The 25,042-nt window shown below is 38.7% G+C and carries 21 protein-coding genes and 1 pseudogene; 13 read left to right on the top strand and 9 right to left on the bottom strand.

Annotation, left to right across the window (positions count from 1 at the left end; genetic code table 11):
- Positions 1 to 32: 32 nt before the first annotated feature.
- Both ALFOR1_RS06920 and ALFOR1_RS06915 read right to left on the bottom strand, forming a co-directional pair.
- On the bottom strand, positions 33 to 611 hold the full coding sequence (locus tag ALFOR1_RS06920) for a type 1 glutamine amidotransferase domain-containing protein (RefSeq protein WP_104642476.1): 579 nt from the start codon (positions 609 to 611) through the stop codon (positions 33 to 35).
- A 342-nt stretch (positions 612 to 953) separates the two neighbouring features.
- On the bottom strand, positions 954 to 1,223 hold the full coding sequence (locus ALFOR1_RS06915) for an HU family DNA-binding protein (RefSeq protein WP_058548986.1): 270 nt from the start codon (positions 1,221 to 1,223) through the stop codon (positions 954 to 956).
- A 172-nt stretch (positions 1,224 to 1,395) separates the two neighbouring features.
- On the opposite strand from ALFOR1_RS06915, the gene ispZ reads away from it, so the two are divergent.
- Together ispZ and ALFOR1_RS06905 are read left to right on the top strand one after the other, a co-directional pair.
- Entirely contained in the window at positions 1,396 to 1,971 is a 576-nt protein-coding gene (gene ispZ, locus ALFOR1_RS06910; RefSeq protein ID WP_104642475.1) for a septation protein IspZ, read from the top strand.
- A 67-nt stretch (positions 1,972 to 2,038) separates the two neighbouring features.
- Entirely contained in the window at positions 2,039 to 2,680 is a 642-nt protein-coding gene (locus ALFOR1_RS06905) for a CPBP family intramembrane glutamic endopeptidase (RefSeq protein ID WP_104642474.1), read from the top strand.
- A gap of 54 nt (positions 2,681 to 2,734) precedes the next feature.
- Here ALFOR1_RS06905 and ALFOR1_RS06900 read toward each other — a convergent pair whose 3' ends face one another.
- A complete protein-coding gene (locus tag ALFOR1_RS06900; protein ID WP_104642473.1) occupies positions 2,735 to 4,159 on the bottom strand; it encodes a sodium-dependent transporter in 1,425 nt (474 codons plus the stop codon).
- Positions 4,160 to 4,347: 188 nt separating this feature from the next.
- Between ALFOR1_RS06900 and ALFOR1_RS06895 the strand changes: the two genes are divergently transcribed.
- From ALFOR1_RS06895 to ALFOR1_RS06875, 5 genes are all read left to right on the top strand, one after another.
- Positions 4,348 to 4,650, top strand: coding sequence for a YciI family protein (locus ALFOR1_RS06895; protein ID WP_165491313.1), 303 nt, complete (start codon positions 4,348 to 4,350; stop codon positions 4,648 to 4,650).
- A 159-nt stretch (positions 4,651 to 4,809) separates the two neighbouring features.
- Entirely contained in the window at positions 4,810 to 5,070 is a 261-nt protein-coding gene (locus ALFOR1_RS06890; protein WP_058548981.1) for a PepSY domain-containing protein, read from the top strand.
- Positions 5,071 to 5,073: 3 nt separating this feature from the next.
- Positions 5,074 to 5,748: a response regulator transcription factor gene (locus tag ALFOR1_RS06885; RefSeq protein WP_058548980.1), complete on the top strand. Its 675-nt coding sequence runs from the start codon at positions 5,074 to 5,076 to the stop codon at positions 5,746 to 5,748.
- Entirely contained in the window at positions 5,742 to 7,079 is a 1,338-nt protein-coding gene (locus tag ALFOR1_RS06880; RefSeq protein WP_058548979.1) for an ATP-binding protein, read from the top strand. The genes ALFOR1_RS06885 and ALFOR1_RS06880 overlap by 7 nt, the downstream gene beginning before the upstream one ends.
- Positions 7,066 to 7,479, top strand: a complete 414-nt coding sequence (locus tag ALFOR1_RS06875) for a lysozyme inhibitor LprI family protein (RefSeq protein WP_058548978.1) — start codon at positions 7,066 to 7,068, stop codon at positions 7,477 to 7,479. The genes ALFOR1_RS06880 and ALFOR1_RS06875 overlap by 14 nt, the downstream gene beginning before the upstream one ends.
- Before the next feature lie 13 nt (positions 7,480 to 7,492).
- Here ALFOR1_RS06875 and ALFOR1_RS06870 read toward each other — a convergent pair whose 3' ends face one another.
- Complete coding sequence (locus ALFOR1_RS06870; RefSeq protein ID WP_104642472.1) at positions 7,493 to 8,527, bottom strand: AI-2E family transporter; 1,035 nt, start codon at positions 8,525 to 8,527, stop codon at positions 7,493 to 7,495.
- A gap of 353 nt (positions 8,528 to 8,880) precedes the next feature.
- Between ALFOR1_RS06870 and ALFOR1_RS06865 the strand changes: the two genes are divergently transcribed.
- Both ALFOR1_RS06865 and ALFOR1_RS06860 read left to right on the top strand, forming a co-directional pair.
- Positions 8,881 to 9,771 carry a TIGR01777 family oxidoreductase gene (locus ALFOR1_RS06865; protein WP_104642471.1) on the top strand — a complete coding sequence of 297 codons (891 nt, stop codon included), beginning with the start codon at positions 8,881 to 8,883 and terminating at the stop codon, positions 9,769 to 9,771.
- A gap of 136 nt (positions 9,772 to 9,907) precedes the next feature.
- A complete protein-coding gene (locus tag ALFOR1_RS06860; protein ID WP_165491312.1) occupies positions 9,908 to 11,071 on the top strand; it encodes a GGDEF domain-containing protein in 1,164 nt (387 codons plus the stop codon).
- Positions 11,072 to 11,461: 390 nt separating this feature from the next.
- Here the strand turns inward: ALFOR1_RS06860 and ALFOR1_RS06855 are convergent, their stop codons facing one another.
- Together ALFOR1_RS06855 and ALFOR1_RS06850 are read right to left on the bottom strand one after the other, a co-directional pair.
- Complete coding sequence (locus ALFOR1_RS06855) at positions 11,462 to 14,014, bottom strand: glycoside hydrolase family 3 protein (protein ID WP_104642470.1); 2,553 nt, start codon at positions 14,012 to 14,014, stop codon at positions 11,462 to 11,464.
- Positions 14,014 to 15,289: pseudogene (locus ALFOR1_RS06850) on the bottom strand (sugar MFS transporter). Before ALFOR1_RS06850 ends, ALFOR1_RS06855 begins: the two are co-directional and overlap by 1 nt.
- 259 nt (positions 15,290 to 15,548) lie before the next feature.
- Here ALFOR1_RS06850 and ALFOR1_RS06845 point away from each other — a divergent pair.
- From ALFOR1_RS06845 to ALFOR1_RS06835, 3 genes are all read left to right on the top strand, one after another.
- On the top strand, positions 15,549 to 16,877 hold the full coding sequence (locus ALFOR1_RS06845) for a GH1 family beta-glucosidase (RefSeq protein WP_104642469.1): 1,329 nt from the start codon (positions 15,549 to 15,551) through the stop codon (positions 16,875 to 16,877).
- 28 nt (positions 16,878 to 16,905) lie between these two features.
- Complete coding sequence (locus ALFOR1_RS06840) at positions 16,906 to 18,231, top strand: glycoside-pentoside-hexuronide (GPH):cation symporter (RefSeq protein WP_104642468.1); 1,326 nt, start codon at positions 16,906 to 16,908, stop codon at positions 18,229 to 18,231.
- Between the two features lie 130 nt (positions 18,232 to 18,361).
- A complete protein-coding gene (locus ALFOR1_RS06835; protein ID WP_058548971.1) occupies positions 18,362 to 19,366 on the top strand; it encodes a LacI family DNA-binding transcriptional regulator in 1,005 nt (334 codons plus the stop codon).
- Positions 19,367 to 19,415: 49 nt separating this feature from the next.
- On the opposite strand, the gene ALFOR1_RS06830 is transcribed toward ALFOR1_RS06835, so the two are convergent.
- Positions 19,416 to 20,084 carry a DUF2987 domain-containing protein gene (locus ALFOR1_RS06830; RefSeq protein WP_104642467.1) on the bottom strand — a complete coding sequence of 223 codons (669 nt, stop codon included), beginning with the start codon at positions 20,082 to 20,084 and terminating at the stop codon, positions 19,416 to 19,418.
- Positions 20,077 to 20,883 (bottom strand): glucosaminidase domain-containing protein, encoded by an 807-nt coding sequence (locus tag ALFOR1_RS06825; protein ID WP_104642466.1) that lies wholly within the window; start codon positions 20,881 to 20,883, stop codon positions 20,077 to 20,079. The genes ALFOR1_RS06830 and ALFOR1_RS06825 overlap by 8 nt, the downstream gene beginning before the upstream one ends.
- A 487-nt stretch (positions 20,884 to 21,370) precedes the next feature.
- On the opposite strand from ALFOR1_RS06825, the gene ALFOR1_RS06820 reads away from it, so the two are divergent.
- Positions 21,371 to 22,663, top strand: coding sequence for an anti-phage deoxyguanosine triphosphatase (locus ALFOR1_RS06820; RefSeq protein WP_104642465.1), 1,293 nt, complete (start codon positions 21,371 to 21,373; stop codon positions 22,661 to 22,663).
- 115 nt (positions 22,664 to 22,778) lie between these two features.
- Here ALFOR1_RS06820 and ALFOR1_RS06815 read toward each other — a convergent pair whose 3' ends face one another.
- Positions 22,779 to 24,935: a prolyl oligopeptidase family serine peptidase gene (locus ALFOR1_RS06815; RefSeq protein ID WP_104642464.1), complete on the bottom strand. Its 2,157-nt coding sequence runs from the start codon at positions 24,933 to 24,935 to the stop codon at positions 22,779 to 22,781.
- Between the last annotated feature and the right edge of the window lie 107 nt (positions 24,936 to 25,042).

The following is a 25,042-nucleotide window of genomic DNA, read 5'->3' as shown; positions in this document are numbered from 1 at the left end:
CCTTTTTTATTTTAAAATCGTACTGAGAAAGCTTAGTGAGCTTGGTGCTTACCTTCTAAAATTTCTTCAATAAATTTAGCGTTAAACGCCTCTAAATCTGCAGGGCTTCTACTTGTTACTAAGCCTTGATCAACACTTACCTCTTTATCTACCCAATTTGCGCCAGCGTTAATTAAATCGCTTTTAATACTTGGGAATGAAGTGACAGTGCGATCGCGTAATTTATTTATCTCGGCAAGTAACCAAGGAGCATGACAAATAGCCGCTACAGGTTTATTTTTTTCTGCGCCAAAAAAGCCGTCAATAAATGCTTTTGCATGTTTATCTTGACGAAGAGAGTCTGGGTTAAATAAACCACCAGGTAGCATCAACGCATCGTAATCATTTGCACTTACATTAGTCACAAGTTTATCAACGCTTACTTTGTCACCCCATTTATCTTCGTCCCAACCGGTGATCTGACCTTCTTTAATAGATACTACTTCGATTTCGGCACCTGCGTTTAACAAAGCATCTCGTGGGGATAACAGTTCGCTTTGTTCAAAACCATCTGTGGCTAAAATTGCAATTTTTTTGCCTTGTAAACGTGTGCTGGTTTGTAATGTAGTCATTTAGATCTCCTTATAACATTTAATAAAGTGTTCGAATCATCTTATTAAAAGCATAAGAAATGCCAAATATAAGCCCCTGAAAAATATAAAGATTAATGAATGACATGCCTTAAGCCATGTAAATCATTTAGAGGTTATGAATAATCTACATAGACCAGATACAACAAAGCTCTGATACTCAATGATTAAAATACTGAAGCTTCGCTTTCGCGTGAGCAAGTCCAGCGCCTACAACTCATGCTCGGCATTAGTTTTTTTTGTAGGCGTACAACTTGTTGACGTGATGGGCAAAACCCATAATTTTTATATTTAATAGCGCCAAGAAGAGCTAAATAAACCTATTTAAAGAAGATCTTTTAATGCTTTAGCTGGTTTAAATACGGCTTTATTTGCGCCTTCTATTTCAATAGCTTCGCCTGTTTGCGGATTACGCCCGGCTCGCGCTGGGTAGTAACTTAATGCAAACGTGCCAAAACCATTAATTTGCACTTGGTCACCTTCTGAGAGCGATTTAGTAATCACTTTTTGCAAGCTTGCAAGTACAGCTTGGGTATCTTTCTTTGTAAGGTCACTACTTTTAGCTATTTGGGCAATAAGTTGGGCTTTGTTCATTTTAGGTTCCTAAATGCACGCTTAATCAGGGGTGGTTAAGCGTAAGAATATGATGATGAATAAATAAAGCCACGCAGGCTAAGGCTTACAGGGCAACAAGTCAACCTTGTAGTTGCTTGGTGTTATGTGGTAAAAACTTCCCTGACTTCTTTTTGTATAATTTAGGTAGTATATGCACGCATTAATTGAATACATTCCGCTCATATTATTCTTTGCGGTATTTAAACTGGTTGATATTTACTGGGCAACGGGCCTTTTAATGGCAACTACACTTATCCAAGTTGCCTATAGCTACTTTAAACACGGTAAAGTGCCTACCCGTCAGTGGATATTTTTTGGGATTGCCGCTGTATTTGGTACGCTGACTTTAGTTTTTCATGACGAGCAGTATATAAAATGGAAAGCCACAATAATTTACGCTGGTTTAAGCTTAACCTTACTTGTAAGCCGCTATGCACTTAATAAAAATCTGGTTAAAAAAGCATTAAGCTCAATACTCGAAAACGCGAACGATTCAAAACAAGAAATTTCCGTGCCAGAGCCTCTATGGAATAAACTTAATTTAATGTGGGTTGCCATAACAGCCGGTATTGCGGTGCTCAATATTTACATTGCTTATAACTTTTCACTCGATTTTTGGGTTAACTTTAAAGTGTTTGGCTTAATGGGCATTACCTTTGTGAGTATTTTTGCCACTATTATTGCTTTATACAAATACCTACCGGACGAAGAAGAACCTGCTAAGTAAGTTTATATCGTCATAAAAATGTCGTCTTTGCTTGTTAGTTTGTAAAAAAACGCAATCAGAGACGACCTTGAACGCCAATCAATACCGCTGGTTTGAATTTACCCTCGTTTTTATAACGTTGCCTTTAATAGGCTTTGCGTTACGCCATTATTTAGCTAACTGGCTTATTCCTGCATTAATAATTTTAATGAGTGTTTGCTGTATGTTGCTGCTTAGCGATCCGCATTTTAAACGCTTTAGACTCACAAGCCTTGGGCAGTTCTCTGCTGTTAAAAGACGAATATTTAGCTTCTTTTTTTTAGGCGCCCTGTTCTCGGGTATGTTTTACGGGATTCTCCACCAAGGAAACTGGTTTACCCTCCCCCTAAACTCATTTAGCGACTGGCTACTTTTAATTGTGTTGTATCCGCTGCTTTCAGTATTACCGCAAGAACTAATATTTAGAACCTACTTTTTCCATCGCTATAAACGCATTATGCCTAAAAAAGGGGTTCGTATAATTGTTAGTGCCACTGTGTTTGCGCTTGCGCATATAGTGTATGCAAATTGGATTGCCGTAGGATTAGCATTTTTAGGCGGATTACTCTTTTCGTATACCTATGCACAAAGCCGCTCAACGTTTGTGTGTGTTATTGAACATAGCTTGTGGGGCATTTGGATGTTTACCCTTGGAATTGGCAGCTACTTAGATTCTGGTGCACTTAGTTAAACAAAAAAGCCGCGTTAAATAACGCGGCTAATCGAGTTTAAAAAGCAGTTAAGATTAAAATCCAAATAACTTAAAAGCAAAAAACTTAGTGGCTACGGTATTAATAAATATCACTAATAAAATAACCGGTATGAACGTTGAAAGCGAAAAGTTTACGTATTTTTCTGTAAAGCTACCTGCATACTTTGGCGAGCCTTGACTTAACTCTTGCGTTAAACGCACTTTTTTCCAGCGATACATTACAAACAAACACACCATTAAGCCGTTAAACGGTAAAATAGTGTCGTAAAATACATCATACACAATGTCAAAAAAGCTTTTATTGCCGCTGCCATAACTAGTAAATGACGTTAAGCTATCGACCATACCAAACGACATAGTACATAAAACAGTTAATACACCTGTTGCTAAGGTTAAAATGCCAAGTGCTTTTTTACGGCTAATACCCTTGCGGTCACTAAGTGTTGCTGTAGGTACTTCTACAATTGAGACCAGCGATGTAATTGCTGCAAAAAAGACTAACAAGAAAAACGAAAATGCGACGGCCGATGCGCCAAAGTAACCAATGTCATTTTGCAGCGCTAATAATATTTTTGGTAAGTATACAAAAATCATCGAAACAGATGAGTCTGAAAGTGCAGCAGGGTCTGTATTTGGATCAAAACTAAATATAGCCGGTAACACCATTAGGCCTGCAACAAATGCAACTAACGAATCGGTAATGGCAACCATTTTAGCACTGCCTACTATGTCATCTTTTTTAGATATGTAAGATGCATACGTCATTAAAATACCCATACCTAAAGACAATGAGAAAAATGCTTGGCTTAGTGCACCATTTAACACACTTGCACTCATTTTAGAAAAATCAGGAATTATATAATACTTAACACCAGCCATTGCGTTATCGAGCGTTAGTACGTAGGCAACAAGTGCTAAAAGCATTACAAACAGAGCAGGCATTAAAAACTTAGCTGCTTTTTCAATACCTTGTTTAACACCCCCTAACAAGATGAGGTTAACAATAATAACAACAACAGCCATGTAGCCAAACACGGTATAGCTGTTTATAAAGCTGCCAAAATGACTAGGATCGGCAAGTACATCTAAATTGCCCATAGCTGTTTGACTTAAGTAACCAAAAATCCAAACAGTAATAGCCATGTAAAATACAGCAATCATAAATGGAGTTAATACAGCTAAAAAACCTGCAATTTTCCATTTTTTATCGTTATCAGCCAAAATTTTATAAGAGCCTAAAGGATCTTTTTGCGCTTTACGCCCCATTGCCATTTCGGCCATCATCACTGGTAAACATATAAATGCAACAAATAGAGCGTAGACGAGTAAAAATGCGCCACCACCATTTTTTGTTGCAGAAACAGGAAAACCAACTAAATTACCTATGCCAACTGCAGACCCAGCAGCTGCTAATATAAATCCGAGGCGGGAACTAAAGTGCTCTCTATTTTCGCTCATGCGTTAACCTTGTTATTATTTATGTTATCCAAGCGACTCTACCAGTGTTACACAACGCTTTTCAAGCAATTGCAGCGTAAAAAATAATTCTTGGTGTAAACCTGTGTAAATACGCTTTTAATTCACCAAGTATCAACGCTGTGGTATTATTTGATTAATCAAATTTAACAAAATTTATGAGATTTACTATGTTGTACATGATTTACTCAACTGACGTTGAAAACAGCTTAGAGCTCAGAAAATCAGCTCGTCCGGCTCATTTAGCACGTTTACATGAGCTTGATTCTCAAAACCGCTTATTTACAGCGGGTCCTTTACCTGCCATTGATAGCGAAGACCCACAAGATGCTGGTTTTACAGGTTCTTTAGTAGTTGCCGAATTTGAATCGTTAGAAGAGGCCCGCGAATGGGCTGCTGCTGATCCCTACGTAGCTGGCGGCGTTTACGATAATTCAGTAGTTAAACCGTTTAAAAAAGTATTACCTGCTTAATTGTGAAATGCCCTGAGGTCAGTTGCTATCTCACAATTCAGGGTTTGTTCACAAGATTTTAATTAAAATTACCGAAGTAAAACTAAATTAAACGTTTTTACTTGAATTTTAGTAACTTAGTTAATTAAACTAGGTGGGTCTGGTCTAGGAGTTTCCGTCATGCGCGTATTATTAAGCCTTAGTTTAATTGCTTGTATTAGCTTTGCTAATTTAGCTCAAGCAAGCACAACGAGTACAAAAACAGCAAAAACTGAGGTAAGCAAAAAGAAAGCTGTAGTACTTGCAAAACAAACCATAGACGGTAAAACCCTTAAAATTACCGAAAAAACAGATTTTTATACCGTACGAATACTCAAATCTGACGGCCACGTCGTTGATTTACATATAAATAAAAAAACCGGCGAAGTGAAAAAGGATTAACAAATGCGAATTTTAGTTATAGAAGACGATTTACATTTAGCAGATAACCTACGTAATGCACTAGAAAAAGAGCGTTACAGTGTGGATTTATGCCACGATGGTGAAGCAGGTCTTTTCCACATTACAGAATACCCGCTTGATATGGCCGTAGTTGATTTAGGTTTACCTAAAATAGACGGTATTGAGCTAATTAATAAGGCACGTGCACAAGGCATAACTATTCCTATTTTAATTTTAACAGCGCGTGACCGCTGGCAAGATAAAGTAGAAGGTTTAGATGCAGGTGCAGATGATTACCTAACTAAACCATTTCATGTGGAGGAGTTAATTGCTCGTTGTAATGCATTAATTCGTCGAAGTGCAGGTAAGGCAAACCCAGAAATGACTGCGGGCCCGATTAAAATTCATACACGCTCACAGCAAGTATGGGTTGATGATAAAGAGCTTAGCCTGACAGCCTACGAGTACAAAGTACTTGAGTACTTAATGGTTAACCCTCAAAAAGTGATTTCTAAATCAGAGCTTACTGAACACATATACGACCAAGATTTCGATCTTGATTCGAATGTAATTGAAGTATTTGTACTTCGCCTACGTAAAAAACTTGACCCTGAAGGCACACTAAACCCAGTAGAAACACTACGCGGGCGTGGTTACAGGCTTAAAAGTCAGTGGTAGCACCTCAAATATCGCTTAAAATAAGGCAAGGATTTATCCTTGTCTTTGTTTTATTAGTCGCCCTGCCCATATTATTTTACTCAATTGGTAAAGCGTATTACGCTTCATTAGTTGATGCGACAGAAAAAACCCTCGAAGCACAGCTCTACTCTTTAATCTCTGAAGTGGACTTTACAGAGCATGGTATTATTATGCCAAGCACTATTCTCGCGCCAGAACTCAACAGATTAAATTCAGATACCTACGCCATGATTTACCGCGACAACGATCCTATTTGGCACTCTGAGTCGGCGGTTAATGTTAACTTTGTTCCCCAGCAAATAGAGACTAAGGCAGGTGCCGCTGATTTTCGCCGCGTAGAATATAAAAATACAGTGTATTGGCAACTGAGTCTTACAGTCATTCTTAATAACATTGACCAATCTGAACAAGCCCGCTTTATATTAGTAAAACGAAACGATGCACTACTTAGACTAATGGATGGTTTCAAACAAACCTTGGTTGATTGGATGTTCATTATGGGTATTGCAATCGCTGGGCTTATGGCGATTGGATTTATTTGGAGTGCACGGCCGCTGCAACGCCTCGATAAAGAGATAAAAGCAATTGAATCGGGCGATATTCAAGAAATTAAAGGGCTCTACCCTGTTGAACTGCAAACAATAAAGTCAGACCTTAATTTATTACTTGAGTCACAACAGCGCCAAAAAGAACGATACAGAGCGTCATTAAGTGACCTTGCACATGCACTTAAAACACCACTTGCAGTGCTTAAATCAAGCCCGCTTGCAAACGATGCCGACGCACAAGAACAATTAGACCGAATTAATGTGATGATCGAGCATCAGTTAAAACGTGCTGCTACTGGCGCATCAGACACATGGAAAAAACAAACGCCGGTTAAGCCTGTGGTTGACTCTATTTTAAGTGCTATGGCCAAAGTTTACCGTGATAAAGATATTATATTTAATTGCACTGTAACCGAAAAAGACTACTTTTTGGGTGATCAAACCGATTTAATGGAGCTACTTGGTAACTTAATTGATAACGCCTGCAAAGCGTGTCGCTCACAAGTTGAAGTACAAGTGATCCAAGCTAAAACGCTATGTATTGGTATAAGTGATGATGGCCCAGGTGTGCCAGAAGATAAGCGCGAATCACTATTAACCCGTGGCACTCGCCTTGATACATACGAAAGTGGTCACGGTGTAGGCATGGCAATTGTATCTGATTTAGTTAAGTCGTATCACGGCACGCTTACTATTACTAAGTCTGATAACTTAGGCGGTGCGCAATTTATTTTAGAGTTTAATTACAATGACAAAAAATAATACTTTTACTAGATTAGCAGCAAGTGTGCTGTTAATTGCAAGCCAATACAGCTTTGCTGATGACACCTGTACTTTAGTAGCAAACGCAAGTACTGACGAAGCTAAGCGATACATTCAATGCCTTGATAGTGAACTTGAAAGAGCAAAGCAAGTACAAGGCACATGGATACAAAAACGTAAGTATGAGCTAGGACAAATAGAGGACTCCACAGGAAATACCCAAGTGTTACCTTTATTTAAAAGAAGTATTATTAATCACGAAAAATATATCGAAAGCAGCTGCCAATGGCGCTATTTACTAAAACTTCCTAATGCTACAACAGCAGCGATAAGCTACAAGCAGTGTGAAATTCAATTAACACATCAGTTTACTGACATTTTAAAAATGCCAGTAAACTAGTAAATTAATTAACTCAATCTTGCTCTATTTTTTCGCCACTACCTAGCATAGTGGCAATCCACTTCCCTTCTTCACTTGCTTCAAGTGCAATTTTAACAATCATAGTCAGTGGTACAGATAGCAACATACCTACAGTGCCCAGCAACCATCCCCAAAATATTAATGATAAAAACACCACCAAAGTAGAAAGCCCTAAGCCCTTACCCATAAACTTAGGTTCAATAATATTACCCATCACCGTGTTTATAGTTAAATAGCCTGCGCCTACAAGCCCCGCAATTAAAGGGCCCTGTGTTATAAGAGCAAGCAATACAGCAGGCACTGCGGCAATAATAGAACCAATGTTAGGAATGTAATTAAACATAAATGCTAATACGCCCCACAATACAAAGTAATCAACATCTAAAATCCATAAATAAAACGCAGCTATAATACCTGTGCCGAGGCTTACTAAGGTTTTGATGGCAAGATATGAATTTATAGATTCTAAAAAGCGGTCAATCTGCTTCATTTTGTTATCGGGGTCTTTAAGTGCCGCGTGAATTTTGTTTCGCAGCATTGGGCCTTCAAATAGCATAAAAACAACGGTTAATATAATCAAAAACATATTAGCCATTACGCCACCTAAACCAGTAAGCATATTGGTGGCTACATCAACCATTTTACCTGGGTCAAACATGGACAATATTTGGTCTTTATTTATTAAAATATTGTATTGAGAAGCTAGGTCCACTAACCATACAAAATCTTCTTGAAGTTTGGCTTTGTAATCTGGGAGCTGCTGCGAAAAGTCATTTACCGATTGCCCAACTAGTCCGCCGAGACTGACCCCTAAGCCAACAATAATTAGCACAACCAGCATTACCGCTATACCTTTAGGAATGCTGTAACGTGCAAAAAATTTAATTAATGGATTACAAACAATGGCAATAAATGCCGCTAAAATAAAGGGAATAATAATCACGCTCGCTGCTTTAATACCTGCGAGTACTACGACCAAGGCAGCAAAAACTATTAAGCTTTTATTTACGCCAGTTAAACTTGCCAATTCGTTAATCCTTTTATTAATGATAAGGCTTTAGTGTAAGGCAAAAGCCAATTAAATGAAATATTTACCAAGTGATCATAAAAGTGAGTTTTACGTATAAATTTGCAAAGCTGGGTGCTGCGAGTATTAATTAATCTGCGTAACGGTTAATAGGTTTATTAAAATATTGAGTCATAAAAACAGTAAGCTTGCATTTTTTGGCTATAAATTTCATTTAAAACAAAGCAAGTTTGCATGTAAAAAAACAGGCCTTTAGTAACTAAATTCATTGCTGTTAACAATTAAATGTTATTAAGCTATGTTTAATAACAAGCGTTTAGGTTACTTACTCACATTTAATTTAAGGATTAATAATGCATATATTTATTACAGGCGCGACAGGGCTAATAGGTAAACATTTATGCCCTTTTTTACTGCATCACAACACGGTGTCCGTGCTTAGCCGTAATCCTACCAAAGCAAATGTACTGTTAAGCCATAAAGTAAAAGCAGTAAGTGATATTAACAATGTCGATTTTAATACTGTTGATGTTGTTATCAATCTTGCGGGCGAGCCTATTGTAAATAAGCGCTGGAGCGACAAACAAAAGCAAATAATTCGCGATAGCCGCCTTATTATCACCAAGCAAATTTCAAACGCTATTAAAGCGTGCTCTACCCCACCACACACGTTTATATCTGGCAGCGCTATAGGCTTTTATGGCCGTCAAGGCAATAAGGTCATCGACGAAAGTTTTGATGAACCACATAATGAATTTGCGCACACCCTGTGTAAAGACTGGGAAAACGCAGCGCTTGCAGCTCAATCAGAGCAAACTCGTGTGTGCTTATTAAGAACTGGCATTGTCCTATCAAAAAAAGGAGGGGCACTAGCCAAAATGTTACCTGCGTTTAAGCTATGTTTAGGCGGCCCTATCGCAAGTGGTGAGCAAGGTATGTCGTGGATACACATTGACGATATGACACAGCTCATATTGTTTATAATAAAGCACAAAGAAATATCGGGGCCTGTAAACGCAACAGCCCCTAACCCTGTTAGCAATGCTCAATTTAGCAAACGCTTAGGGGAAGCTCTATCACGCCCGGCATTCATTCCTATGCCAGCCTTTGTACTTAAAGTGCTAATGGGTGAAATGTCTGATTTGCTCACTACCGGTCAGTTTGTTAAACCAACTAAGTTGCAAGAACATCATTATCGCTTTCACCATACCGATATAAAATCTGCTTTAGAGAGTTTGGTTTAGCGTGTGTTAACATTTAAAAAGGTAATATTATAGCTGGTTAAAAGTAGTACTTTTAACCTTGTTGACCTTTCACAATTAATACCTAATAATTAGGGGGTTAATTTACTATATTAATTACTTATAAAGAGAACCAATCATGTTACATCTTCCTACTGTGATCTGCCTCTCTTTTATCCTTAACCTTATGATAGGTTTCTTTTTTGTATCTGTTTATAAATACAAAAGCCAACCCGCATTTTTATTATTTAGCCTTGCTTGTTTTTCTTTCGCAGCGGCTGAGGTATTTGCAAGTATTCGGGTTTACATAGACTTCCCTTTCGTTACCCATTATTTAGCAAACATTTTTATTATTTTAAGCCCATTATTAATAATCGTCGGACTGTTTAAATACAAAAATACACAAAATATTAGTTTAATGCCCTTGTACTGCATTTTTGGTTTTTCTGCGTTTTTACTATTAGCTATTTATCCTTTTGATGCAGCAAAAATGTTGACCAGTTTAATTATTGCTGGGCTATTTATCTATTCAGGTTATTTAATTAAAAGCATGAGCTTTGTTGCTAAAATTCAGCAAAAAGCGCTAACCACCTGTTTTTTAGTGCACAGTGGAGTCATGCTTTTACAAGTAGCTGTGCTATCAATCCCTGTTATTAGTAGTAACGTAGTTGATATTACCGCTCCATTACAAATAATCCTTATCAGTCATTTAATATTAGCGACCTTAAGTGCCCTCATATTACCCTTTTTACTTTTTTCGAATACTGAATACACGCTTTCAAACCTCGCTAACACAGATTCTCTGTCACAGCTTCTTAATAGAAGAGGGTTTTTTAATAAAGCCAAAGAGTCACTCAATCAGCTTAGTAATAAAGATAAAAGCGTTAGTATAATTATTTTAGATATTGATTTTTTTAAGCGCGTAAATGATGAATACGGCCATGATACGGGTGATCAGGCAATAAAATGGATCGCTCAAAATATTAAAGAACAATTTATAAATACCGGTATCAGCGCAAGAATAGGCGGAGAAGAATTTGCAATTTTACTGCCTGACTATTCGTTAAGTGCAGCAAGAGAATCTGCTGAGTATTTACGTGAAAATATTTCTAAGCAACCTTTTTATTATAAAGGCGCTCACATAAATCTCTCTGTTAGTGCTGGAGTAAGCACAGCATTAAACGGGCAAATGAGCATAAAGGATTTACTATCATTAGCAGATAAACGCCTTTATCTTGCTAAAGAAACCGGTAGAGACAAAGTTGTCACCTTTGACGAAAAACAGCTGTTATTGCAAAGCTAGAATATTTAGAGCTTTAGGGTTTGTTTTTTCAAAAGTGCCAATCCTAGCGCGAGATTTATTAGTGCGCACGTTACTCGCTAACTTACACCCATTTAGGTAACAAAGAGTTGTGAGCTTCTAAAGGAAACCTGCAAACAGCGTACTCTAAACTTTACATATAGACTCGCCTTAGTACTACTTATACCAATCCGCAATAAAACTTAATTATTTTGCGGGGCTAAACGTGTCGCTACCTGCATTAAAAAACTCTTATTGACGACTGCATAGATGCAGGAGCAATTGCCGAGAACGACGAAATAGCGAATTAGTATTAAATATTATCTTACAGCATAAAAAAGCCCTTCAATCGAAGGGCTTAAACATAATATAGTTTTACATTAAGAGTTTTAACTACTTACAAGTGAGTGTTGCATCTTTGGCTTTATTAGGCACAAACTGTATGTTTGCTACCGATACCGAAGCCTTAGCACTGCTGTGTAAACTAAATGGGCTAGTGAGGCTTGCAAAATTCACCCCTTTATCAGCATAACAACCTAAATCTACAGAAACTGATTGCCATTTATTAACAACCGTTTTGTCTACTATTTTTGCTAAATCAATACTTGCGCCACATGCACCTGAACATGTCATTGCTAAATCAACAGGCCCCGTTAGTGCCTCATTTAATTTAATGTCAAAGCTTATAACCGCATCGGCTTCTAAATAAGCAATGGTGTCTTCTGCAAAACTGGTCACTATTTCTGCACTGGCTTTTTCAGTACCGCTAAAGTTAAATTGACGCGCATCCTCTTGCACTGTTTTATCTTCAGTGCGGTACTTAATTGCGCCAAACTCGTGCGTACTGCTAGATACATCTAAAAGTTCATCACCCGATTTAAGTAGTAATCTCCACGGGGCTATTGGTGCTCCCACTAAAATATCCATGCTGGTAAGTGCAGAGTTGTCTAATTTAGAGTTCTCGTCTAAGTTATCAGCTAATACATTTTTATCGCCATATGTTAAACCAAAGCCATACGGTAGTAATGGGCTGTAATCATCATCACCTTTGTTAACTGTGCTTTGCACAGCCGATTTAGGCCATGAAAATGACAACTTACCTTTAAAGTTATGTTGGGTCGCCCCATCTTTAGCTTTCAATATTACATCTGCAATACCTGCGCCCTCAGTACCCGGTAACCAAGCAGCGACAAACGCATCAGATGCATTTAGCTCACTATTAACCCACATAGGGCGACCCGATATAAATACCGATACAACTGGAATGCCTTGGGCTTTTAATGACGTTAAAAGTGCTAAAGATTTTTTATTACCGCGCTCAAATTCTAAATTATCTCTATCGCCATGACCTTCTGCGTATGGTTCCTCGCCAAATACAACAATGGCTACATCTGGACGTTGCTCAAACGAACCATCAGCACTTAATATGGCTTTACCACCTGCGGCTGAAATTTGCTCTTCAAGCCCTTTGTAAATTGACGTTGCACCAGGAAAATCAGCATTTTTATTATTTGTACCTTGCCACGTAATACTCCACCCGCCCGACTGCTTACCAATATTATCAGCGCCATCGCCCGCAACCAGTACTGTTTGGTTTGCAGCAAGTGGTAATATATTGTTTTTATTTTTAAGTAATACCAACGACTCACGAACTGCCTGACGTGCAACTTCGCGGTGCTCCTGTGCACCAATTAACTCTGTTTTACCCGAAAACTGGCGCTTAGCAGGGCTTGGCTTGTCAAATAAACCGGCACGGAGTTTAACTCTTAATATACGACTTACCGCATCATCAAGTCGTGACATGCTGATTTCGCCAGACTTAACTTGCGCAATTGTGTTCTCGTACAAAGGCTTCCAAGCACCTGTTGGCACCATAAAAATATCAAGCCCTGCATTAACCGCTTGCGCGCAGCTTTCGTTTGTACAGCCTTCAATTTGACCATGACCATTCCAGTCACCAACAACAAAGCCATCAAAACCCATACGCGTTTTAAGAACGTCCGTTAATAAGTATTTATTACCGTGGTTTTTAATGCCGTTCCAGCTATTAAAAGACGCCATTACAGATTGACTACCTGCCGATAACCCACCAACGTAACCTTGGGCGTGTATATCAAACAAATCTTGCTCAGTGTCGATATTATTACCTTGGTCATCGCCATCTACTGTACCGCCATCACCTAAAAAGTGCTTAACGGTACTAATAACGCGCTTATCACTTAAAAAGTCGCCATCGGCTTTGCCTTGTAAACCATTTACAATAGCAGCAGAGTAATCACGTACTATTTGAGGATCCTCAGAGTATCCTTCGTAAGTTCTTCCCCAGCGATCATCGCGAACAACAGCAACGGTAGGAGCAAACACCCAATCAATACCTGTTGCCATTACTTCCACAGCAGTAATAGACGCTATTTGCTCTATTAAATCAGGATTATTAGCAGCGCCTAAACCAATGTTATGTGGAAATAAAGTCGCGCCAATTACATTATTATGACCATGTACAGCATCGGTGCCCCACATTGTCGGAATACTAGTGCCATCAAGCGAGTCATCTACAGAGGCCTGGTAAAAACTCTCTGCCAGTGCAACCCAATCCATAGGTGTTGCGTGTTTATCACCATTAGGAAATGCACCACCACCGTTAAGGTATGAACCAAAGCCATATTTGCGCATGTCTTCAACGGTAATATCACGAATTTCTGGTTGAATCATTTGAGCTACTTTTTGCTCAAGAGTCATCGTTTTTAAATAATCCGCAATTTTGGCTTCTATCGCTGGATCTTGTTTTACGGCAATATTAAGTTTTGGCCAAATTTGCTCTGTTTTAGATAAAGCATTATTAGTTTCAGGGGGTGTTGTCGCGTCATTTGAACAAGCCGATAAACTACCTACCGATGCAATTAATGTGGCAAGTGCGATTTTATTAAGTGTAAAAGGGGTTTTCATTATAGAGCCTCCTGAGCTTGAACTGGTTTGCTTCCGCTTAAACCATAAAACACGATAAATATGTAACATAAAATAGGTAAAACATACGAAAGTTGAACACCCACACTATCAGCAAGCGCACCTTGTAAAAGTGGCACTATTGCCCCCCCCTACAATCGCCAAACACAAAATGCCAGAGCCCTGCGCTGTATGCTTACCAAGTCCATTTAACGCTAAACTAAAAATAGTGGGGAACATAATAGAATTGAATAAACCAACCAATAATATTGACCACATGGCTAACTGACCCGACGTGCTCATAGCAATAACCACTAAAATAATAGCCATACTTGCGTTAAAGCCAAGTACTTTGCCAGCAGGTAATTTTTGCATTACAGCAGCACCAATAAACCGTCCAACCATAGCTCCACCAAAATAATAAGTGATGTAATGAGCGGCAACATGCTCTTTTAAACCGGCAATATTTTCTTGTGCTAAAAAGCTTACTAAAAAGCTGCCAATAGCAACTTCTGCGCCCACATACATAAATATACCCACAGCGCCGAGTGTTAAATGACGGTATTGCCAAGCACTACCCTCAATTGTATCTGACTTTTCAGCCGCTTCTTTTTGCTCACTCATTATGTCTGGCAATTTAAGCCATGCAAAAATACCGGCTAGTAAAATAAGCATGCCTGCTAAAAGTAAATAAGGAAGTTGTACCGACTCTGCATTTTGCGCGGGTGTTAAAAATGCTTCAGACGCCGAGTCTAGTATTAATAAAGCACCAAATGATGGGGCAACAGTAGTACCTAGTGCGTTAAAAGCTTGAGTAAGCGTTAAGCGAGACGACGCAGTTTTAGGTGAGCCTAATAAACTAACGTAAGGGTTAGCAGATACTTGCAGTAATGTTATGCCGCTAGCTAATACAAACAAGGCAAACAAAAATACTGGATAATTGTGCATAGCGGCTGCAGGGTAAAAAAGTACGCACCCCAATGCTGCAATAAGCAGTCCAACCACTATTCCCTTTTTATAACCAAGCTTTTTAACAATATAGCCACTAGGCAAAGACATTAAAAAGTAAGCGCCAAAAAAGCAAAATTGCACAAGCATTGCTTGCACATAAGTTAAATCAAAAACCGCTTTTAAATGCGGGATCAAAATATCATTTAAACAGGTAATAAAACCCCACATAAAAAACAGTGAAGTTAAAGAAGTAAGTGCAAAACCATAGTTTTTATCTTGGTAATTTTGCGACTGTGTGTGTGATGTCAGTGGTGCTGAACTAGCCATGTGCTCTCCGCAATTTATTATTATAAATTGATCTTCAGTATATTATTAATACAATCCCCCGCTAAGGCGCAGTATTAAAGAGTTGACCTGAAGATTAATTAACATTAATCTAAAAATGTAAGCGCTTTCACGGCTAATTAAATACGAACATGTTACATATTTCAACAACTTTTATTTTTATTAATGTGTTGTACCCGCTGTAAAGCAGTAAATAAAAGCGCTAAGCGTGCAATTTAGATCTCAAAAAGGTTTGTAACTAATGACAAAAATATCATTACCATCTCATTCACCTCTATTAACAAAAGAATTTGTTTATGGTGTAGCTACTGCATCATTTCAAATAGAAGGAGGGTATGAACATCGCTTACCATGTATTTGGGATACATTTTGTGACACCGAGGGTAAAATTGCTGACAGTTCGCATGGCCATATTGCTTGTGATCATTATAACAATTGGCAGCAAGATATAGATTTAATTGCCTCATTAGGTGTAGATGCTTACAGATTGTCTATATCATGGCCGCGTGTAATAACGCGCTCTGGCGAGCTTAACCCACAGGGCGTTAAATTTTATACTGACATACTCGATGAACTAAATCGTAGAAACATAAAAGCTTTTGTTACGCTTTATCATTGGGATTTACCTCAATACTTAGAGGATGAAGGCGGCTGGCTTAACAGACAAACAGCTTACGCATTTGAGCAATACGTTGAACTAATTACACGCGCATTTGGAACGCGTGTGTTTTCTTACGCTACATTAAACGAACCTTTTTGTAGTGCTTTTTTAGGTTATGAAATTGGCATACATGCTCCAGGCCTAGTAGGAAAACAATATGGTAAAAAAGCGGCACATCATTTATTACTTGCCCATGGCCTAGCTATGAAAGTACTAAATAAAACATCACCTAATACACAAAATGGTATTGTGCTTAATTTTACACCCGCTTACCCGCTTACAAACTCTCAAGAAGATATAGACTGTGCCAAATACGCCGATGATTATTTAAATCAGTGGTACATGAAACCTATTATGGATAGCCACTACCCAGATATAATAAACCAATTACCTAAGGATCATTTACCTGACATACACCCAGGCGACATGGCGTTAATTTCGCAACCAATCGATTACTTAGGCATAAATTTTTATACTCGCCAAGTATATAAAGCGCACCCTACACATATATATGAACCAATAGCACCTAAGGGTCCTCTTACTGATATGGGATGGGAAATTTACCCGCAATCATTTACTGATTTACTAATCGATTTACATAAAACGTACACGTTACCGCCTATGTACATCACAGAAAATGGCGCAGCCATGCCAGATACCATAAATAATGGTGAGGTTAACGACCAAGATAGGCTTAGCTACTATCACACGCATTTAAATGCCGTACATAATGCAACCGAGCAAGGAGTTAATATTATTGGTTACTTTGCGTGGAGCTTAATGGATAATTTTGAATGGGCTGAAGGGTATTTAAAACGTTTTGGCATAGTATACGTTGATTATGAAACCCAACAACGTACTATTAAAGCAAGTGGCCACGCTTATAAAGCACTTATTTCTAATCGATAAAATAAAAATAAAGCGGGATAAAATAAACATGGTAAGTGTAAAAGAAAAAATAGCATATGGCCTCGGCGACACCGCCAGCAATATTATTTTTCAAACGGTTATGATGTTTTTAATGCTCTACTATACTGATGTAGTTGGGCTCTCGCCTGCGGTAGTAGGCACTATGTTTTTAGCAGTGCGTATTTTTGATGCTGTAACCGACCCTGTTATGGGCAACCTAGCCGACAAAACGCATACACGATGGGGGCACTTTCGTCCCTATTTATTATGGCTTGCCCTGCCATTTGCCATTATTAGTATTTTGGCGTTTACCACTCCCGATTTAAAAGGCACTGATAAAATAATTTATGCCTTTACTACCTATACGCTACTTATGGTGGCATATACCGCAATAAATATTCCATATTGCGCCCTAGGCGGTGTACTTACAAACGACGCAAAAGAGCGAGTTACTATCCAGTCATATCGTTTTGTGTTTGGCATGTTAGGCGGTGTGATTGTGGCTGGCTGTACTATGCCAATGGTTGAATATTTTGGCCAAGGCGATGCGGCTAAAGGCTACCAATACACCATGACAGCCATGAGTATTTTAGGCCTTGTGCTTTTTTTACTGTGCTTTTTGGGCACAAAAGAGCGAATACAGCAGCCAAAAGAGCAAAACATTCCTTTTATAAAAAGTGTTAAAGCACTAATTAAAAACGATCAGTGGCGTACTTTGTGCCTTGCTGCCTTTTTTTTACTAACCGGTCAAGTGTTAAGGCTTACCCTTGCCGTTTACTACGTAAAATATTATTTAGGCCGTGACGATTTAATTACCCTATTTATGACCCTAGGCGTTGCAGCTAGTATGCTTGGCTGCGCATTAGCACAACCGCTGGCAAAGCGATTTTGTAAAATAAAAGCCTATATTGGCTTACAACTAATTGCCGCTGCTATTTGTGCGCTTAGTTACTTTATTAGTAAAGACTCTTTAGTGCTGGCATTTACCGCCTTTATTTTATGGAAGTTCTTTTTAGATATGGCCACGCCTTTATTATGGGCAAAAATGGCTGACACCATAGATTACGGGCATGAAAAAACAGGTGTTAGAATAACCGGCTTGGTGTATTCCGGCGTTATATTTTTTATAAAAATGGGTGTTGCTGTTGGTGGCGCAATTGCAGGATGGCTGCTTTCTTTTTACAGCTATCAGGCAGATGTAATACAAACTATCGATACTCAGCACGGTATTTTGCTCTCTTTTACAGTACTTCCGGCTTTTGGCTCATTATTTGTGGCTTACATAATGAAAAAATATACACTAACTAACCACGTTGTTGAAAACATTCAAACTAAACTAACAACAACTAATTAATATATACCTAGAGCAACAATGAAAGTCTCTTTTTATTAAAACTGAAACTTACATCTTGAGGTGGTTTGGGTATGCACTCTACGGTATTATTTACCCGAAGCAGTTAAGGATAAGCGAGTAAACAATTAATATGGCCACTATTTATGAAGTATCAGATCTTGCCGGTGTGTCGTTAGCCACTGTCTCGCGGGTAATGAACAAAAACACCCGCGTCAGCGAAAAAACAACCAAAAAAGTACTCGATGCCATGGCGCAGTTAGGCTACAAACCAAACTCTATTGCACAGTCTCTTGCCTCTAACCGTACTAATAGCGTAGGTATTTTAGTTTCAGAACTGCACGGTCCTTTCTTTGCACAAATGATGGCAGGAATAGAGTCTGAGCTTAGAGCCGCCGGAAAACATGTAATTATCACCACAGGCCACAGTGAAGACGATAAAGAAAAAGACGGTATCGAGTTTTTAATTAGCCGTAAATGCGATGCACTTATACTGCACGTTGAAGCCGTAAGCGATGAATACCTTATAGAACTTAGCCAAGGTAAAACCCCTGTTTACTTAATAAATCGCTATGTAAAACCACTTAAAGATAATTGTATTAGCCTTGATAACGAACTCGGTGGTTATTTAGCGAGTAAATCTATACTTGAGCAAGGCCACAAAAAAATAGCCTACATAGCAGGTCCGCAATTTAAAGCCGATGCTCGAAACCGATTAAAAGGCCATAAAAAAGCACTTACCGAGCATAATATCGAATTTAATAATGAGCTTTTTTACGAAGGCGACTTTAATGAAGTCGGTGGCACACAAGCGTTAAAGCAACTGATTAATAAAAACATACCTTTTACAGCGTTAGTCTGTGCCAACGACGAAATGGCCTCTGGGGCAATGAAATATGCTCGTGAGCATGGTTATAATTTACCCAATGATTTATCGGTGATCGGGTTTGATAACGTTATATTTGCAAACTACTTGTACCCTACTTTGACAACTATAGACAACCCTGTAGAAAACATGGGTCAGATGGCCGCTAAAATGGTGCTTAAAGATATTTACCAATATAAAAACTTAGAAATAAATAGGGTATTTGAGCCAACGCTTATTAACCGTGATTCTACTCAGGCGTTATTAAAGTAAAAACAAAAACGGCGCAACGCGCCGTTTTTTTGTATCGAGTGTTAAATACTTACTTTGCAATCCAAGGCGTTACTTTAACTACATTATTAATATTACCTAGTATGGTTGCGTCGTCTTCCCAGTCATCTTCAACTGCAAAGTAACAAACTGATTTTTCACACTTAATATTTTTGTCAGCTAATTGTGTTGGTGCATTAAATGTAGCCGCAACACCTTTTTGCTCTGGCAGTAAAAACCACATTAGCTTACTTACAAAAAAGCCGGACAAGTCAGTTAGCAGTTCATCTAATTCGGTATTAATGGTATATAAAGACTGCTTAGAAAGTGTCAGCCCTTCAAGCTCATTTGCCTCTATTTGCAATTTAAGTTGGCAATCATGGTTTGGGTTTTGCGGCTCAACGACAATAACAGCTTTGTCGGTATCAAGCTGTTTATCAAACGGCAAAAGTAATTGAGCTTTATCGGTAAAGTTAAGCGGGTATTCGTTGTTTTCGGTTAAAATTGTGCCGCTTTTTATTGCACACGCTTCGTTGGTCGCAATATCGCTAATGTAAAAGTTGACTCGTGCATATTGAAAATCGCCTTTATTGACAACCTCTAATCGATCATAAAACCCGTCATACGACATAACAAATTCTTTAGCGCTAACGTTTAGTGCTACAGCACTTAGCAATAATAGTGATATCGCTTTAGTTCTTTTTAAAATACCTTTATTCATCAAAGTAAGCTCTATTTTGGTTAATCATTGTGTTTAGCTCTTCTATATAAGCTTCGCCACGCTCTGAATACGACATTAAACCATGCGTTAGCTCTGTGGCTAAAATTGGCTTTTGCTCTAAACGTAAGTTTGCTCGTATAGCGCGCAGCTCTTTGTAAGCATTATGAGTATTTATATTTTTAAAGTATGAGCTAACAGCAGCACGTACCGACTTAAACGCAGCAACTTCGTGTGCAGCCCCTGTGTTTCTGCGCTTTGGTACCATGCCACAGCCTTTTGAGTAACACCACTGACCAAAAAAGTTAAGGCCTATGCGTGCAAACCGTGAAGTACCCCACGCCGATTCATTCGCAGCTTGCATTAGCGCCAGCTCTTTAGGAATAATATCCACACGGCGCAGCGCTTGAGTAATATTAAGCGTATTAACCGTTTCAGGTAAGCCGTACGACTTCAATATTTGAGCCGCATCTTTGTTTTGTTTTTTCAAAAGAGGTTCGTTATTTTCAAGCATCATACGAGCAATTTCTAATTTTGCACGTTGCTGTAATATTTTTTTATTTTCAGCATCTACATGTGGTCGAATAAAGCTAAAAAAGGCATGCTTTTTTTCTTTTACATCAGCAAATTCAGAAAATTTTGGTAGCTTAACGTTATGAAGTGGTTTTTCTATTTTCTTAACTTTTTTTGGTTGTTCAGACGTTTGCTCGTCTAAATCAATGTCATCGCTTTGTATAAACGGGTAAGCAAGTGCCCAAACAAAAAATACAGTTAGTAAAAGCTTAAAAATCGTTTTTAACATCTATTCTCTCTATTAATATTAGGGCGTATTGACCTTTAGTGATTAAGTTTGCAGCAGTGTGTTTGGCATTTAGGCAAAGCAGAGCCTATGTAGTGTGGTTATTCCCCATAAATAGGCGATAACGCAGCATAAATGCCAAACATGCGCTGCCCAAAGGGTTCTTCCTAAGGGCGATTAACTCATTGTTGCTCAATTTTTACTTATTCTTACATGGATGTAAGCCAGTAGAATAACGCAGGAGCAGTTATCGAGCCCACTAGGTTACAAATCTCTCGCCGCGATAAAATCGCCCCTAGATTGAACAAATTTAATCCACAAAGATCAACACGCCCTGCTTATGCATGGGTAATACACATACATACGAACGCGCATTATACCTAAGCCACTTTATAAAGGCGAATAACGCACTTTGTTCATTCGCAATTTATAACCGCAAAGGTATACTGAGCTAATACCGTGTTTAATAACGTTTTGTGAGTAAAGCAGTATGGATAAACAATGGCAAAGCCGAATAATAGAGCAATATAAACACCGCCCAAACGATAATCGCTCACCCTGGCAGGTAGATCGTTCTCGTATTATTCATGCAGCAGCATTTAGGCGCTTACAAGCTAAAACTCAAATTATGGGGATTGGCCTTAACGATTTTTATCGTACACGTTTAACGCACTCTTTAGAGGTATCGCAAATTGGCACCGGCATACTGCGCCATTTAAGAACTCAACACAGTGATTTTGAGCACTTTCCTTCGACTGGGCTACTTGAAACCTTATGCCTAGCACACGATATTGGCCACCCGCCCTTTGGCCACGGCGGCGAAATAGCCCTTAATTACATGATGCGAGATCACGGTGGTTTTGAAGGCAACGCGCAAACCTTACGTATTGTTGCAAAGCTTGAGCCCTATTCGAACGGTCATGGCATGAACTTAACACGCCGTACTTTACTGGGCTTTATCAAATACCCTGCATTTATAAACGAGTTATGGCACACCATTCCAGAGGTAAATAACACACGCTCATTTATTAAAGCTGATGATTGGCGACCCGCCAAAGGATTGTATAACGATGATTGCGCTATATTTAACTGGATCATAGAGCCCCTTAGTCAAAGCGATAAGCAGCTTTTAAGTAACAATGCACCTATAGATAAATACCGCGCCAAAACAACGTATAAATCACTCGACAGCGCCATAATGGAACATGCCGACGATATAGCCTACGCAGTGCACGACCTAGAAGATGCAATCGCCACGCAAGTGCTCACATTAGATGATTGGCAAACCCATGCTCTGCCTCATTTAAAAGCGCTTAACTATGAGTGGTTAAACTCCATGCTTGAATCTCTCACGCAGCGTTTATTTTCAAAAAATGATTATGAGCGAAAAGATGCGATAGGCGAGCTGGTTAATACCTTTATTATTCATATACATTTAGATATTCAAAACGATGTCTTTGAATGCCCTATTTTAAAGTACACCGCAAAGTTAGACGCGCAATACGAGCACGCACTACAAATACTCAAGCATTTTGTATTTCAACGCTTAATACGCGACCCCGAGATGCAGCAAATAGAGTTTAAAGGTCAAAATTTACTAATAGAGTTATTTACAGCGTTTGCAAGCGACCCGCTGCGTTTATTACCCGAAACAACTCAAGCACTTTACATAGACGCTGAAAAACAAAACCAAGGGATGCGAATAATTTGCGACTACCTAAGCGGCATGAGCGACGAATACGCTTATAAAACCTATCAGCGTTTATTCTCACCCGTACAGTAGTGCCAATGTGCAATAATACTTAATTAAGCGAATTGGTATAATAAGCCGTAATCAATATTAAAAAGGCCGAGTAAATTAAATTTACTCGGCCTTTTTGCTTAGCTAGTTAGCGCTTTTATAAAGACTCAATACCCATGTTATATAGGGTAAAGCCAAATATATCAGCGTATTGCTCAATCGTTTTACTTGTTGGCGTACCTGCGCCATGCCCTGCATTTGTTTCTATGCGAATAAGCGTTGGATTACTACCTGTTTGCTTTGCTTGAAGCTCAGCTGCAAACTTAAACGAATGTGAAGGGACAACGCGGTCATCATGATCGCCCGTGGTGATCATAGTGGCTGGATATTCAACACCTGCTTTTACATTATGAAGTGGTGAGTACCCTTTTATGTATTCAAACATTTCTTTACTTTGCTCACTGGTGCCATAGTCGTATGCCCAGCCAGCTCCCGCGGTAAATGTATGATAGCGCAGCATATCAAGTACGCCTACAGCAGGTAGAGCCACTTGAAATAAGTCAGGACGCTGCGTCATTACAGCGCCAACTAATAAGCCTCCGTTAGAGCCACCACGAAGTGCTAAACGCTTTTTAGAGGTGTATTTTTTATCTTTTAAATATTCAGCTGCGGCAATAAAGTCATCAAACACATTCTGCTTTTGAAGTTTTGTACCTGCATTGTGCCAATCTTTACCGTATTCACCGCCACCACGAATATTAGCAACGGCATACACGCCACCTTGCTCAAGCCACACAGCATTAATCGGGCTAAAGCTTGGTGTTAAACTAATATTAAAACCACCGTAACCATATAAAATAGTTGGGTTTGAACCATCAAGTTTAATGCCTGTTTTATAGGTAATGACCATCGGAATTTTTGTGCCGTCTTTTGATGTGTAAAACACTTGCTCAGACGTGTAATCGTCGCTATTAAAATCAATAGCCGACTTAAGATAAACACCCGATTCACCAGTTGATACATCAAATGTATAGGTTGTGCCCGGTGTTGTGTAGTTAGTAAATGAGTAATAAAGCGTTGTTTGATCTTTTTTACCACCAAACCCACGTGCGGTGCCTACACCCGGTAAGGCAATTTCACGAATCAACTCACCTTTTTGGTTGTACTGTTTTACCTTCGAAATTGCATCAACCATATAGTTGGCAAAAAAGGTATCGCCACCTTTTGTAAGATTTAATACGTTTTTTGTCTCTGGAATTAAATCGACCCAGTTATCAGGTGTTGGATTGGCAGCATCTACTGTCACTACTTTTTTGTTTGGCGCATTTAAGTTAGTAACTAAAAACAGCTTACTACCTTCGTTATCAATAACTGATATATCTGAATCAGTATTATCAACAACCGTTATAAATTCACTGTTTTCTTTTGTTAAGTCTTTTATAAATAGCTTATTACCTGAAGTAGACGTACTTGCCGAAATAATTAAGTAATGACCATCATGAGTTACATCAGCGCCAACATAGCGGTGTTTTTGCGCATCAGTTTCACCAAACACTACATTGTCGGTAGATTGCTTTGTCCCTAATTTATGATAATACGCTTTATGCTGATCAGTTTTAGCCGAAAGCTCACTGCCTTTAGGTTTATCGTAGCTTGAATAATAAAAGCCCTCGTTACCTAGCCAATCAATACCGCTAAATTTAACATCAACAAGTGCTTCCTCAACTTGCTCTTTAGTATGAGTATCAATAACAATAATTTTACGCCAATCACTACCGCCTTCAGATATTTGATACGCTAATAATGAGCCATCTTTTGAAAACGATAAACCCGACATAGACGTCGTGCCATCGTCACTAAATTTGTTTGGATCTAAAAATACTTCAACTTCACCGCCATTTTTACTGCGATACAAAACATATTGGTTTTGTAGTCCATCGTTTTTGTAAAAATAGGTGTAATCGCCTTCAGTGAAAGGAGAACCTATTTTTTCGTAGTTCATTAGTTTTTTAAGGCGCTGCTTTAACTTATCGCGATAAGGTATTTGCTCTAAATAAGAAAACGTTAAATTGTTTTGCGTTTTAACCCAATCAGCGGTCTCTTCGCTCATATCATCTTCTAGCCAGCGATAAGGGTCTGCAAAAGTTTCTTCAAAATAGGTATCTACTACGTCACCTTTTTTTGTTTCTGGGTATATAACTGCGTTAACTTGTTTCATAGGTGGTTTTACTTCTTCTTGCGTTACCGTATTGGTTGGCTCTGAACAGCCACTAAGTGCTACAAGTAGAGCACATGCTAGAGTATGTTTAAACATTAGGAGTTCCGTTCTTCTTTGTTATAAATAATAGCCTTAAGCTATTAACTTTTAGCTCTTCTGTCTATTCAGATGCGCTATGCAACATTTATTGCTGTAAACAAATG

The organism is Pseudoalteromonas carrageenovora IAM 12662 (genome assembly GCF_900239935.1).
Lineage (GTDB): Bacteria > Pseudomonadota > Gammaproteobacteria > Enterobacterales > Alteromonadaceae > Pseudoalteromonas > Pseudoalteromonas carrageenovora.
The sequence above is the reverse complement of the archived record's forward strand: the minus strand, read 5'-3'. Positions and strand labels throughout refer to the sequence as shown.

Bases quoted from the DNA above. Each gene is read 5' to 3' on its own strand.
- ALFOR1_RS06920 (WP_104642476.1), bottom strand. From the start codon at position 611: ATGACTACATTACAAACCAGCACACGTTTACAAGGCAAAAAAATTGCA.
- ALFOR1_RS06915 (WP_058548986.1), bottom strand. From the start codon at position 1,223: ATGAACAAAGCCCAACTTATTGCCCAAATAGCTAAAAGTAGTGACCTT.
- ispZ (WP_104642475.1), top strand. From the start codon at position 1,396: ATGCACGCATTAATTGAATACATTCCGCTCATATTATTCTTTGCGGTA.
- ALFOR1_RS06900 (WP_104642473.1), bottom strand. From the start codon at position 4,159: ATGAGCGAAAATAGAGAGCACTTTAGTTCCCGCCTCGGATTTATATTA.
- ALFOR1_RS06895 (WP_165491313.1), top strand. From the start codon at position 4,348: ATGTTGTACATGATTTACTCAACTGACGTTGAAAACAGCTTAGAGCTC.
- ALFOR1_RS06890 (WP_058548981.1), top strand. From the start codon at position 4,810: ATGCGCGTATTATTAAGCCTTAGTTTAATTGCTTGTATTAGCTTTGCT.
- ALFOR1_RS06885 (WP_058548980.1), top strand. From the start codon at position 5,074: ATGCGAATTTTAGTTATAGAAGACGATTTACATTTAGCAGATAACCTA.
- ALFOR1_RS06875 (WP_058548978.1), top strand. From the start codon at position 7,066: ATGACAAAAAATAATACTTTTACTAGATTAGCAGCAAGTGTGCTGTTA.
- ALFOR1_RS06865 (WP_104642471.1), top strand. From the start codon at position 8,881: ATGCATATATTTATTACAGGCGCGACAGGGCTAATAGGTAAACATTTA.
- ALFOR1_RS06860 (WP_165491312.1), top strand. From the start codon at position 9,908: ATGTTACATCTTCCTACTGTGATCTGCCTCTCTTTTATCCTTAACCTT.
- ALFOR1_RS06855 (WP_104642470.1), bottom strand. From the start codon at position 14,014: ATGAAAACCCCTTTTACACTTAATAAAATCGCACTTGCCACATTAATT.
- ALFOR1_RS06845 (WP_104642469.1), top strand. From the start codon at position 15,549: ATGACAAAAATATCATTACCATCTCATTCACCTCTATTAACAAAAGAA.
- ALFOR1_RS06840 (WP_104642468.1), top strand. From the start codon at position 16,906: ATGGTAAGTGTAAAAGAAAAAATAGCATATGGCCTCGGCGACACCGCC.
- ALFOR1_RS06835 (WP_058548971.1), top strand. From the start codon at position 18,362: ATGGCCACTATTTATGAAGTATCAGATCTTGCCGGTGTGTCGTTAGCC.
- ALFOR1_RS06830 (WP_104642467.1), bottom strand. From the start codon at position 20,084: ATGAATAAAGGTATTTTAAAAAGAACTAAAGCGATATCACTATTATTG.
- ALFOR1_RS06825 (WP_104642466.1), bottom strand. From the start codon at position 20,883: ATGTTAAAAACGATTTTTAAGCTTTTACTAACTGTATTTTTTGTTTGG.
- ALFOR1_RS06820 (WP_104642465.1), top strand. From the start codon at position 21,371: ATGGATAAACAATGGCAAAGCCGAATAATAGAGCAATATAAACACCGC.
- ALFOR1_RS06815 (WP_104642464.1), bottom strand. From the start codon at position 24,935: ATGTTTAAACATACTCTAGCATGTGCTCTACTTGTAGCACTTAGTGGC.